The sequence below is a fragment of the Candidatus Pacearchaeota archaeon genome (assembly GCA_038874355.1).
In the GTDB taxonomy this organism is placed as follows: Archaea; Nanobdellota; Nanobdellia; order Pacearchaeales; family GW2011-AR1; genus JAVZCO01.
Genome location: JAVZCO010000001.1, coordinates 289,149 through 301,894 on the forward strand (window position 1 = coordinate 289,149; position 12,746 = coordinate 301,894).

At 25.5% G+C, this 12,746-nt stretch carries 10 protein-coding genes; 7 read left to right on the forward strand and 3 right to left on the reverse strand.

Annotated elements, in window-relative coordinates:
* The first annotated feature begins 43 nt into the window (after positions 1-43).
* From QW117_01785 to QW117_01815, 7 genes are all read left to right on the forward strand, one after another.
* Complete coding sequence (locus QW117_01785) at positions 44-766, forward strand: hypothetical protein (GenBank protein MEM3405684.1); 723 nt, start codon at positions 44-46, stop codon at positions 764-766.
* A 155-nt stretch (positions 767-921) separates the two neighbouring features.
* Positions 922-1,068, forward strand: coding sequence for a ribbon-helix-helix domain-containing protein (locus QW117_01790; protein ID MEM3405685.1), 147 nt, complete (start codon positions 922-924; stop codon positions 1,066-1,068).
* Position 1,069: 1 nt separating this feature from the next.
* Positions 1,070-1,294, forward strand: coding sequence for a hypothetical protein (locus tag QW117_01795; protein MEM3405686.1), 225 nt, complete (start codon positions 1,070-1,072; stop codon positions 1,292-1,294).
* Positions 1,284-2,075 carry a hypothetical protein gene (locus QW117_01800; protein ID MEM3405687.1) on the forward strand — a complete coding sequence of 264 codons (792 nt, stop codon included), beginning with the start codon at positions 1,284-1,286 and terminating at the stop codon, positions 2,073-2,075. Before QW117_01795 ends, QW117_01800 begins: the two co-directional genes overlap by 11 nt.
* 224 nt (positions 2,076-2,299) lie before the next feature.
* Entirely contained in the window at positions 2,300-6,175 is a 3,876-nt protein-coding gene (locus QW117_01805; protein MEM3405688.1) for a hypothetical protein, read from the forward strand.
* A gap of 45 nt (positions 6,176-6,220) precedes the next feature.
* Positions 6,221-6,976, forward strand: coding sequence for a hypothetical protein (locus QW117_01810; GenBank protein ID MEM3405689.1), 756 nt, complete (start codon positions 6,221-6,223; stop codon positions 6,974-6,976).
* Positions 6,977-7,186: 210 nt separating this feature from the next.
* Complete coding sequence (locus QW117_01815; protein ID MEM3405690.1) at positions 7,187-10,807, forward strand: hypothetical protein; 3,621 nt, start codon at positions 7,187-7,189, stop codon at positions 10,805-10,807.
* Positions 10,808-10,861: 54 nt separating this feature from the next.
* Here QW117_01815 and QW117_01820 read toward each other — a convergent pair whose 3' ends face one another.
* The 3 genes from QW117_01820 to QW117_01830 all read right to left on the reverse strand — a co-directional run bounded on the left by QW117_01820 (position 10,862) and on the right by QW117_01830 (position 12,736).
* Positions 10,862-11,755, reverse strand: a complete 894-nt coding sequence (locus tag QW117_01820; protein ID MEM3405691.1) for a segregation/condensation protein A — start codon at positions 11,753-11,755, stop codon at positions 10,862-10,864.
* Between the two features lie 320 nt (positions 11,756-12,075).
* Complete coding sequence (locus QW117_01825) at positions 12,076-12,279, reverse strand: 30S ribosomal protein S27ae (GenBank protein ID MEM3405692.1); 204 nt, start codon at positions 12,277-12,279, stop codon at positions 12,076-12,078.
* Position 12,280: 1 nt separating this feature from the next.
* A complete protein-coding gene (locus QW117_01830) occupies positions 12,281-12,736 on the reverse strand; it encodes a S6e family ribosomal protein (protein ID MEM3405693.1) in 456 nt (151 codons plus the stop codon).
* Between the last annotated feature and the right edge of the window lie 10 nt (positions 12,737-12,746).

Genomic DNA, 12,746 nt, shown 5'->3' on the forward strand with positions numbered 1-12,746 from the left:
AATAATAACAAAGCTTTTAAACTCTTCCTTTTATTTATTTATTATGTTATTAAAATTTATTAATCCTAAATTATTTGTAGATATAATAAGTATAATTTCAGAATTAGTCACAGAAGTGAAAATAAAAATAAATAAAGATGGTTTAACAATAATAGCAATAGATCCCGCTAATGTTTCTCTGGTTTATTTTAAAATTCCACCATCCGCATTTTCTATTATAGATATTGAAGAAGAAGAAATATTAGGAGTTAATTTAGATAATCTAAAAACAATACTTAAAAGATATTCAGCAGGAGATTTAATTTTTCAAACAGAAGAAAATTCTCTAATCATAGAAATACAAGAAAAAATAAAAAGGACTTTTAATCTAGCATTAATAAGTTTGGATGAAGAGGAAAAATCAATTCCTACTTTAGATTTCAAAGCAAATGTTCAAATGAGTAGTGTAGATTTTGATATAGCAATACAAGATTGTTCTATAGTTTCAGAATCTTGTGCATTTATAATTAAAGATAATAAATTTGTCATAGAAGCTCATAGCTTAAATTCAGCAAAATTAGAATTTTCCTCTGATGAAGTTAAAGTGGCAGGAATCGCTAAATCTAAATATTCTTTAGAATATTTAAAAAAATTTACTAAAGCTTGCAAATTAACAGATAGTGTTTCAATAAGTTTTGCTGATGATTATCCATTACAATTAAAATTTTATTCTTCTTCCTTTGAATTAATTTTTATTTTAGCCCCAAGAGTTGAGACAGAAGATTAATTTTTAATTTAAAATAAATTAATTCTTTCTATTCCTGGAAAGATTTATATACTTATAATTTTTATTATTATGTATTATTTAGTAATAAAAAATAAATAAAATATTACAAAGTAATATAAAATAATACGAAGTTAGAATAAAAAAGAGGAAAAATAATGAAATTAAGAATTTCTGCAACTATAGAAAAAGAAACTCTAGAAAAAATTAAAAAAATTCTTAATAAAGGAAAGTATCGTAATTTATCTCATTTTATAGAGGAGGCAATAAAAGATTTTTATGAGAGAAATAAAGGTGGAAGATAATATGCTCTTTAAAAAATTCTTAGGAATAACAAAAGAAATGGAAATATCTTGTTTAGAAGGATTAATTTCAAGATTAGAACATAATCCAAATGATAAAAAACTAATAGATAGAATTCGAATAGGATTAAATGAATGTAAAAGAGATTATGGAATAGAATCAATATCTTATTATGAAAAAAAATATTACGAAATATTAAAAAACTTAATAGAAAAAAATGAAAAATAAATCTCAAACAACTTTGTTTGTTATAGTATCAATTCTTATAGTTTCTACAATTCTTTTATTTTTTTTTATTACAAGAGGAAAAACAATATTAAAACCAGAAATTTCTTATATAGAACCTGAAGAATATATAAAAAAATGTGCAAAAGATTCTGTTACAGATGCTATAAATATTTTATTAGATCAAGGTGGAAATTTAAATCCAAAAAATTATCTTATTTTTGAAAATAAAAAAGTTTCTTTTTTATGTTACAATAGAAATTATTATTCTTCTTGTATTATACAATATCCTTTACTTGTAAATCATATAGAAAATGAAATTATAGATTATTCTCTTCCTAAAATAAAAGATTGTCTTTATAATTTATCTAAAAATTATAAGGAAAGAGGTTATGAAATAGATTATGATCAACCAAAATTAGAAATAAAATTAAAACCAAATAAAGTTGATATAAATATTCTTTTTCAAAAAGGATTAATTATATCAAAAGAAGATAGCTTAAAAAAGTATGATGAGATTAAAACATATATTAGTTCTCCAATATATGATTTAGCAGATTTGGCATTAGAAATAGCAAGTCAAGAAGCAAAGTATTGTTATTTTTCAGTTTTAGGTTATTCTTTGTTATATCAAAGAATAGAAGTTAAAGTAACTCCATCGTTAAGAACATTAAATAATCCAGAAAGAATAGAAAGAGGGAAAATTTATATTTTAAAAGATATTTATAGTGGTAAGAAATTTTATTTTGCTGTTCGTGGATGCGAAATCCCACCTGGAATATAAAAAATAAAAATGAGAAAAGTAGAAGAAAGAAAATAAAATAACATATAGGAAAGAGGTGACAAAAAATAGATAGAAAAATATGTGTGAAGAGAAGAAAAAGTAAAAAAATAAATAAAATAAAAAAGAAAAGCGTATAAAAAAGATTAAGAGAAGTAAAAATCAATAAAAGAAAATAAAAAAGATGTGATAAAGAAAAATAAAAAGAAAAAAATCCAGAATAAAAAATGAGAAATAAAAGAGGAAAAAAAGATAAAATAATAAGCATATTTGAAATTCTCTTACTTTTAACAGCAACTTTTGCTTTTGCTTATTTAATAGGAATAGCAACAAATTCTATTACTATTGTAAGTGCTTCCCAAGATATTATTAATTGTTGTCCAGAAACAAAAAATGGTCAAATATGTCAAGAAATTCCTTATGCAAAATGTAGTGAAGAATGTAATCAATTATGCTCATATTCAAGATGTTCGGAAGTTAGCGAATGTAAATTAGGATGTTGTATAGATAAACAAGAAGGAAATTGTATTCCAAATACACCAGAAATTTTATGTAGAGAATCTAATACCGAATGGAAGGATGATGCTTCTTGTAATTATAATGAATGTAAACCAGGATGTTGTATTATAGGAGATAAAACAATCTTTGTTAACGCAAAAAAATGTGAAATTTTGACTTTGCTTAATGGATTATCAACAATAACAAATTATGACTTCAGGCAGGGAATGACAGAAATTGAATGTATCGCCTTAGAAAAAAGTACAATTAAAGGAGCATGTTTATTTGTTACAGATGAAAAAACAAATTGTAAAATTTTAACAAAAGAGGAATGTATAAGACAAACAGGGAGTTATTCTTATTTTTATGAAAATTATTTATGTACAGCTGCAGAATTAAACACTACTTGTAATCCAACAACAAATACAACTTGTGTTGATGGAAAAGATGAAGTATATTTTGTTGATTCTTGTGGAAATATAGCAAATATTTACGATTCATCAAAAATTTATAATCCAAATGACAACAGTTCTATAGAATATTGGACAAAAATTTTTTCAAAAGAAGAATCTTGCAATAATAACTCAGGAAATATTAATTCTGCTTCATGTGGAAATTGTAATTATCTATTAGGTAGTAGATGCGGAAATTATATTGAAGGAAGATCTCCACAAAATGCTAAGCCAAATTATGGAAATTTTTATTGTAAGGATTTAAATTGTTATGATGTTCCTCTTGCCATAAACACAAAAGGAGAAGTTTTGTTAAAAGGAGATAAAAAACATGGGGAACAATGGTGTATCTATGAAACAACAATTGGAAATGAAACCCAAGATTTAATTATCGGGTATAAAAGAGAAAGAATTAATCCTTTTATATCTAGGGATGTTCCAATAGTTCACAAGACAATTTCTGGAAGTGATCCTGTAGGTTCTCGTCATTATATAGCAACTTGTTATAATGGAGAATTTTCAATACAGCCTTGTGATGAATATAGAGATAAAATATGTATTCAATCAGATATAATTATAAATAACATAACTAATGAAAACTTTTCTTCTGCTTCATGTATAGTCAATTTATGGCAAGATTGTTTAAATTATAATTTTCAAATTAATAATAATGTAGAAGGGCAAACAACAAATGATATGATGAATGAGTGTTTAAAAAATGAATTTTGTTATGTGAAACAAATAGATATAGATAAATATTTTAATTTTCCAATATGTCTACCTAAATATAAACCAGCATTTGATTTAACAAATAGAGAGGGTTCTTCTAAAGAAATATGTTCTATGGCATCTCAAACTTGTAAAGTTATTTATGTGAAAAAATTTTCTGGATGGAAATGCAAAGCCAATTGTGATTGTCTTACAAAAGAATTTACATTAAAAATGAATGAATTTTGTAGAAGTTTAGGTGATTGTGGAGCTCAAATTAATGTTGCTGGTGAAGTTACAACAAGTAGTTTTAAAGTTTCACGAGCACCACCAATAACCGCTCAAGATATAAAAAATCTTAATTACTCAAATTTATTAAATATAGAGATAGGAGAATATGCTAGTATTGAAAATTTAAGTTATATTATCAATAGGATGAATATCCCTCCAGAAATGTTAGAATCAGAAAAATTATTTTCCTCTTCTTTCTTAGGAAGTATCATTGGTGGAACAGGAATACTTTATGCTATTTCCTTACATAATTTAGCAGGAACTGGGGCAACTCTTTCTCAAATATTTGAATTAGCATTCACAGGAGTTACTACTGTTAAAGAAGCAATATTTTCTTTACCATTTCTTTCAAAGTTATCAAGTCTTCTTGCAGGTTTTTCAATAGGTTATATGCTATCAAAATTTTTTGGGCTAAGTGAAGGAGCAGCAATTGCAATTGGAGTAATAGGAGCTGTAGTTGCTTTTTATGGAATTACTCAAGGATGGTTTAGCATTACAACTTTAGGATTTATTGGTTTAACTATAATAATTTTAAGTTTTTTATTTGGAATAGGAAAAAAGAAAGTAGTGCAAGTTACTTCAACATGCTCTCCTTATCAAGTTCCAATTGGAGGAGAAAATTGCGATTTTTGTAATAAAAATGAATACCTCCCTTGCAATAGATATAAATGTACTTCTTTAGGAACAGCATGTAAATTCATAAATGAAGGAACACCACAGGAAAAATGTATAGCAAGTATTAATGATCATACTGCTCCAATCATTTCTCCATTAAAATTTGATAATTATACTTATAATGAACTTCAAAATGGTTATGAAATAAAAACAAAAAATAACGAATGCTTTGAAGCATGGCAAGATATTTTATTAGGAATAACAACTAATGAAGTTTCTCAATGTAAAATTTCTTTAAATCCTGGAAGTTCTCCTACATATTTTGATAATATTCCAGAATATTTTCCCAATACAATTTACCAAGAAAATCACACTTTATTATATAAATTACCTTCTGCAGATTTATTAGGAGCAATCGGTTTTAGTCCAACTAGAACAGGAACAATTAATTTTTATATAAGATGTCAAGATGATTGGGGAAATAAAAATACTGTAGATTATATAATAAAAACATGTGTAAAACCAGAACCAGATAAAACACCACCTATAATAAATAAATTTTCTCCAGAAGAAGAAAATGCTTATTTAGGTTTTGAAAAAAATAATTTTTCTTTAACAATTTTCACAAACGAACCAGCAGAATGTAAGTATAGTTTTATTAATAAAAATTATGATGAAATGGAATATAATTTTAGTTGCTCCTCAAATAAAATACTTTCTCCAGAAGAACTTTTTTCTTCAATCAACGAAACAGAAGATGAAACAGAAGTAGAAATAAATTTTTCTGAGATATCTTACACAAAAGAAGATATTTTAAATTCTTATCTTTCTATGCAAACAATATTTGGTTTTCCTTGTTATGCAGAAATAAATACAAAAGACAATTATACAATATTTATAAAATGCAAAGATCAACCATGGTATGAAGAAGAAAATGAATCTTTAAGAAATGTAAATTTACAACCTCAACCATTAAATGGTTATACAATAAAAAAATCTTTATCTCAATTAAATATAGATTCTATTCTACCTAAAGGTGAAATTTTAGCAGGAACATCTCCATTTACTATAGAATTAATTGCAACAACTTCTGGTGGGGTTGATGGAAAAGCTACATGCTATTACTCTTTTAATGGTAAAGATTTTTCAATGTTTTATGAAACTGGTTCAACAAAACACAAACAAACTTTTAATCAAATTATTGAAGGGGATTATACAATATATGTTAAGTGTATAGATAAGGCAGGAAATATTGCTTTAAACAGCACAACTTTTTACTTACAGACAGATACAAAAGCCCCAAAAGTAATTAGAACTTATTCTTCTCTTGGAATTTTAACAATAATAACAGATGAAGAATCTTATTGTAGTTATTCTGCATCTAATTGTAACTTTATGTATGAAAACGGAACTTCGATGGAAAATTACGGGAAAATTCATACTACCCCAGTTCAATATGGCAAAACATATTACATAAAATGTAAGGATATTTATGGAAATTTACCTTCTCAATGTAGCATAATTATAAGAAATATATAATAAATTAACAAAAATGTTTATAAATAAGAAAGAATTTATACTAAAATGAAAAACAAAAAAGCACAATTAACTTTATTTATAATTATTTCTATTTTTATTGTTGCTTTATTATTAATAATTTTTTGGCCAAAAGTAAAAACAATCTTTATCTCATCCTCCCCGGAAATTGATTTTCAAAAATGTATAGAAAATGATTTGAAAAAAGAAATTTCTTTAATTGCTTCAAATGGAGGGAGTAAAAATCCTAAACTATATTATTCTTATCAAGGAGATAAAATAGAATATTTATGTTACACTAACGAAAATTATAAAACTTGTGTTATGCAACAGCCTTTATTAAAACAACATATAGAAAGAGAATTAATTGATGAATTAAAACCAAAAATAAATTTGTGTATAGAAAATATTAAAAAAAGTGCAGAATCTCAAGGTTATAAAATAAATTATATAAAAAATAGTCCTTCTATAGAAATATTACAAAACAATGTTAAATTATCTTTAGATACAGATATAGTTTTAGAAAAAGATTCTAAAATTAGAATAACAAAATTAGAATCAAAAATTCCATCAAAAATATACGATTTGATTATAATTTCTTCATCAATACTTAATCTAGAAGCTAAATATGGTGATACCGATATTTTAACTTATATGATATATTATCCAGAAATAAAAATAGAAAAATATAGGCAAGATGATGGAACTAAAATTTATATATTGACAGATAAAAATACAAATGAAAAATTAGTATTTGCGACAAGAAGTTTAAATTTTCCTGGAGGTTATGGTATTGTTGTTTAGGGGAAAAGAGGTGATGTAAAAGAATAAAAGAGAGAGAAGAAAATAAAAAATATACAAGAAAGAAAAAATAGAAAAGTAAAAAAGAGCAAAAAAATAAATAAAATAAAAAAGAAAAGCGTATAAAAAAGATTAAGAGAAGTAAAAATCAATAAAAGAAAATAAAAAAGATGTGATAAAGAAAAATAAAAAGAAAAAAATCCAGAATAAAAAATGAGAAATAAAAGAGGAAAAAAAGATAAAATAATAAGCATATTTGAAATTCTCTTACTTTTAACAGCAACTTTTGCTTTTGCTTATTTAATTACATCTTCAGAAATTTCTTCTGTTAAAGCAGCAGAAGTAACTTCTTGTTGTGAAAGAACTAAAAATGGTGCGTGGTGTCAAAATGCTCCCTCTACAGAATGTGATTCAAATTATTTATCTACACCAACATCATGCGAATCAACATCTTATTGTAAATTAGGTTGTTGTTATGATTCTCAAGAAGGAATATGTATGGAAAATACACCTGAAAAAGTTTGTTTAATGAATAATGGAACTTGGTCAGATTCTTCTTCATGTTCAATTCCACAATGTGAATTAGGATGTTGTGTTTTAAATGGACAAGCAGCTTTCACTACATTAACAAGATGTAAAAAAATATCTTCTTTTTATGGTATTGCAGTAGATTTTAGAAAAACAATCACAAACGAGTTAGATTGTATAAGTTTAGCATCCCTAGAAGATAGAGGAGCATGTGTTTATGAGATAGATTATGAAAGAACATGCAAATTTACAACCAGAAATGATTGTAATAACATAAATACACAAAAAAGGGTAGGAAATTCTACAATAACAAGTAATGCTACATTTTATAAAGACAAATTATGTTCTTCAGAAGAATTAGCAACTAATTGTGGAATGACAGAAAAAACAATTTGTTATGAAGGAAGAGTGCATTTTATTGATTCTTGTGGAAATATAGCAAATATTTATGATTCCTCAAGAATAAAAGATAAAGTTTATTGGGATAAAGTTATTTCAGTTGAGCAATCTTGTGGTTATGGTTTAAGTAATATTAATTCTGCTTCATGTGGAAATTGTAATTATTTGTTAGGAAGCAGATGTGGAAATTATCAAAAAGAAGGGATTAAGCCAAATTATGGCGAGTATATATGTAGGGATTTAAATTGTAATATTGATGGAAAAAATTACAAACATGGAGAAACTTGGTGTAGCACTGATAAATATAAAGATTCTGTTGGCTCTCGTTATTATAGACATATATGCGCAAATGGAGAAGAAATTATAGAACCTTGTGCAGACTATAGGCAACAAGTTTGTGTAGAGGATAAAATAAAGACAGAATTTGGAGATTTTTCTCAAGGAGCGTGTAGTGTAAATAGATGGCATGATTGTACATCTCAACTTAAAAAAGAAGATTGCTTGAATACAGATCAAAGAGATTGTAAATGGATTTCTAATAAAAATGAAGTCTCTAATGATACTATTGCTTGTGTTCCTTTAGATGCTCCTGGTTTTGAATTTTGGAATAATGAAGCAGAGCAAATATGTAATCAAGCATCAATTACATGTATAGTAAAGTATGAAAAAAGTTTATTAGGTGGAAAAGATTGTATAGAAAATTGTGAATGTTTAAGTGATTCTTGGAGAAAAGAACAAGAGCAGAAATGTCAAGCATTAGGAGATTGTGGAAGTAAAGTAAATTTTTTAGGAGTTCAAGGAAAATCAAAAACAACCTCTCAAGGAAAACAAACATCTTCTTATTCATCAAATTCGTCAAGAGGAAATTTTAATAATCCTATATCAAATAGAATATTCTTGCCTATTATCAATGCTGTCTTATTTTTATTTAAAGATGTAAAGTTAGTTAGTGGAAATGGTTACATACAATTAGGATCAAACCCAGATGATATTTATTATAATTATAGTAGTGGTACATTAAGATTATCATTAAGTTTAGTTCCACCAATTGATCAACCAATAGATATACCATCTTCACCAATAGAAATTTCTTCTCCAACACAACCACAACCCCCTTCAGAACAAGTTAAACCTTTTCTTGGTTTAACAGGAAAACCAGCAGAAATTCTTAAAGGATTTGTTTATGCGATGGGAATTGTAGCAGCAATGCAAATGTTTGGAAGAATGTTAGGATTAAACGAGAAACAAGTTAATGCAGCATCTTTAGCAGTTTTTTCAGGAATGATGACAAAAACATTGATAGAAACGTTTTTTAAAGATAAAGGTTGGATAGGAAAAAATGCAGGATTAGTTGGAATAAGTGCAGGAATAATAGTTTTCTTATTATCATATAAAACAGAATCAAAAAAGATTGTTAAATTTGAATGTCATGCATTTGAAGCACCAATTGGAGGTAATGATTGTGAAAAATGCAATAATGATAAATATCCTTGTAGTGAATATAGATGTAAATCATTAGGTCAAGCATGTCAATTAATTAACAAAGGAACAAAAGAAGAAAAATGTGTATGGATAAATCCAAAAGATGTTACTTCTCCTGTAATACAACCATGGAGAGAAATTTTAACAAAAGAACATATTTATGCTCCTGATAATAGTGTAAGGCCACCAGCAATTGGATATAAGATACTATATGAAAAATCTCCTGATAAATGCTTAAAAGCATTTTCTCCTATAACTTTCGGAATAACAACAAACGAACCAACGCAATGTAAAATAGATTATAATCACACAACTAAATTTGAAGATATGCAATATTTTATGGGAAATAGTGCTTTATTTAAATATAATCATTCCCAAACATTAAATCTTCCTTCACCAGAGCATTTATCATCAGTAGAACCAACATTAAAACATGACGGAACTTTTACTTTATATATAAGATGTAAGGATGCTAACGGAAATTATAATGTTGACGAATTTGCAGTTTCTTTTTGTGTAGAAAAAGGTCCTGATTCTACTGCTCCTAAAATTGAAGAAGTAAATCCAATTAATAATGCCCCTTTTCAATATAATCTAGAATCACTAGAGGTAACTATATTTACAAACGAACCAGCAGAATGTAAATGGAGTAGAGTAGACATGAGATATGAACAAATGGAGTACAACATGATATGTTATAATCAAATTTATCAGCAAGATAATAGAGGGTATTACAGATGTATAGCAAATCTAACCGGATTAAAAAATAGAGAAAATAATATTTTTTACTTTAAATGTAAGGATATGTTCAATAATACAAATACAGATAGTTATGTATACACTTTAAGAGGTTCTTCTCCTTTAGATATAATTAGCGTTTATCCTAATTCAACAACAATATCTGGTTCAACAAAAGTTATTCCAGTAACTTTAAAAGTAGAAACATCAAACGGAGAAAGTAATAGAGGAGACGCAACTTGTTATTTTTCAAATAATGAAAATGGTTCTTTTGTAAAAATGTTTAAAACAGGTACAAACATTCATGAGCAAAATCAAGACTTACCTTCCGGAAATTATAAATATTATTTTAAATGTATTGATTTGGCAGGAAATTTAGCAACAACGTCAATTAACTTTAATGTCTATGTTGATAAAGATCCACCACAAGTAATTAGAGTTTATAGAGATTCTTCAAGGTTAAAAATAGTGACAAATGAAAATGCATCTTGCTATTTTTCTTTAAATTCACAACAAAAATGTAATTTTATAATAGAAGAAGGTATAGAAATGAGAAAAATCATAGGAACAGAACATTATGCAGAATTCAAAGAAGGAAAAACTTATTATATAAAATGTAAAGATGAATCAAATAATCAACCAGATAATACACAATGTTCTATAACTATTAATATGCCATCTATTTAAAATTATAAAATATTTAGATAAATAAAGAAAACTAAACTAGTTTAATTTATAAACTTATTTTAATGCAAAAGCTTCAAAAAAATTTGCGAGAGGATCATCAAAACTTGCAATATTTTCTGTTTTATCTAAATTTTTCTTTTCTTCTTCTTTTTTTGTAATTCCTTTTTGCAAATTTTTATTAAAAAAATTTTTTTTATAATCTTTATATAACCATATATATATTTCATCAAAATGTTTTTCTTGTTCTAATAAAATTCTTTTTTGGCTATCTAAGTGTAATATAGGTAAAAAACAAATTTTCTTTTCTTCTTTATTATCATTTGTTAATTCGGAATAACTTATCTTACTTTGCTTTTTCTTAAATGAAGTAATGATTCTAGCATAAATATTTCTTATTTTTTCTCTTATGTTGAAAGTTTTTTTAGGTAAAACAATCTCTGTTTCATACTCAATTTGTTTTTTTATTAATTCCTTCTTTATTCTTCTATTTTCTGTAGATATAGCTTTATTTAAAGCATTTATTAATTCTTGTAAAGAAACTTTTTTATACCTAGGTAAAGGAGTTTTTAAAAATAAAGGAGGGATCTCTTTTATTTCTAAATTAAATTCTTTTTTTATTTTCGGTTTTTCTTCTTTTCCAAAAAGTATTTCATCTAAACTTTTTATATATCGATTAATTAAAATTTCTGATTTTATTCTTAATAGTAATGCAGCAGCTAATAAAACTTTAGAAGAAATAAAAAAATTTTCTTCTTCTAATTTTTTTATTCTTTCCAAATATTTATTCGTTAATAAAACTAAGTCAATATTCCAAGGATCTAGTTTTTCTGTATTTATTAAATCATATATTATAGATTGCCATGAAACTTCTTTTCCAGTAATTAGATTATAAAATTCTTCTGACCCAATTTTACTGTCAATAAAATATTCTTTTTCAAATTTTTCCATTGTATTATTTTTTAAATAAAAAACAAAAACCTTTTAAATATTATTCTTTATAATTTTAGGTAAAAATAAAGATTTTGTTATAACTTTAAAATGACAATAAAATAGAAAGATTTATAAACCTGTATATATTATAATTATTATCACCTCTTTTTCCCCAGAAGAGGCAATTTAGCATCTCTTTTGAAAGCTAAATTTGCCTCCTCTAGGGTTTTAAATATAAATTTACCTCAGATTATTAGGTTTATCCAATTTTTTCTATTTAATAAAGCATTTATATTAGATTCTATTCTTTTTATTATGATTTTTTATAAATATAAAATTTAGTTAGAAGAGAATTCTGTATAATGACATTTCCCACAATATATTCTATTTTTATGCTTTGCTAAAAAAACTCCAATCCCACATCTCGGACATATTCTTTCTTTTTCCAATTTTTCTCCTACTATCTTATACTTTTTCCATTTCTCACTAGGTTTTTTATTAATATGCTTTTTTTTCCCTTTTTTTTCTTTTTTTTCTGCCATTTTATTTATTTGCCTCTTCTTTATTTTCTATTTTTTCTTCAACATTTTTATTATTTTCTTCTTTCTTTTCCTTTGGTTTACATTGATCAGGAAAAATTTCTTCAAGCTTTTTATTTCCTTCTTTTTCTACAATCATGTTTATTTGCCGTGTTTCATTACATATAATATTACCTCTTACTGTTTTTTTCTTTCTTAATCCTTTAGGTTTCTTTTCTCTCATACCTCTCCCATATTTTAGTAGTTTCTTTCTTAATGAAAATCCTTCTTCTTCTGGTAAAGATGGAAAACCAGCTTTATCACTTAAGCCAGTTATTTTTAAAATATATCCATTTAAGTCAGAATGGATCTCTTCTCCATTTATTGTTTCATTTATTTTTCTTCCTATAATATTTTCTAGTTCTAATTCTATGTGAAAAGTTTTTCCATCTCTTCTTGATATATTTACTATAAATCCCATGTTCTATTCT

Coding starts and splice junctions, on each gene's coding strand:
- QW117_01785 (MEM3405684.1), top strand. CDS start 44: ATGTTATTAAAATTTATTAATCCTAAATTATTTGTAGATATAATAAGT.
- QW117_01820 (MEM3405691.1), bottom strand. CDS start 11,755: ATGGAAAAATTTGAAAAAGAATATTTTATTGACAGTAAAATTGGGTCA.
- QW117_01790 (MEM3405685.1), top strand. CDS start 922: ATGAAATTAAGAATTTCTGCAACTATAGAAAAAGAAACTCTAGAAAAA.
- QW117_01815 (MEM3405690.1), top strand. CDS start 7,187: ATGAGAAATAAAAGAGGAAAAAAAGATAAAATAATAAGCATATTTGAA.
- QW117_01800 (MEM3405687.1), top strand. CDS start 1,284: ATGAAAAATAAATCTCAAACAACTTTGTTTGTTATAGTATCAATTCTT.
- QW117_01795 (MEM3405686.1), top strand. CDS start 1,070: ATGCTCTTTAAAAAATTCTTAGGAATAACAAAAGAAATGGAAATATCT.
- QW117_01825 (MEM3405692.1), bottom strand. CDS start 12,279: ATGGCAGAAAAAAAAGAAAAAAAAGGGAAAAAAAAGCATATTAATAAA.
- QW117_01805 (MEM3405688.1), top strand. CDS start 2,300: ATGAGAAATAAAAGAGGAAAAAAAGATAAAATAATAAGCATATTTGAA.
- QW117_01810 (MEM3405689.1), top strand. CDS start 6,221: ATGAAAAACAAAAAAGCACAATTAACTTTATTTATAATTATTTCTATT.
- QW117_01830 (MEM3405693.1), bottom strand. CDS start 12,736: ATGGGATTTATAGTAAATATATCAAGAAGAGATGGAAAAACTTTTCAC.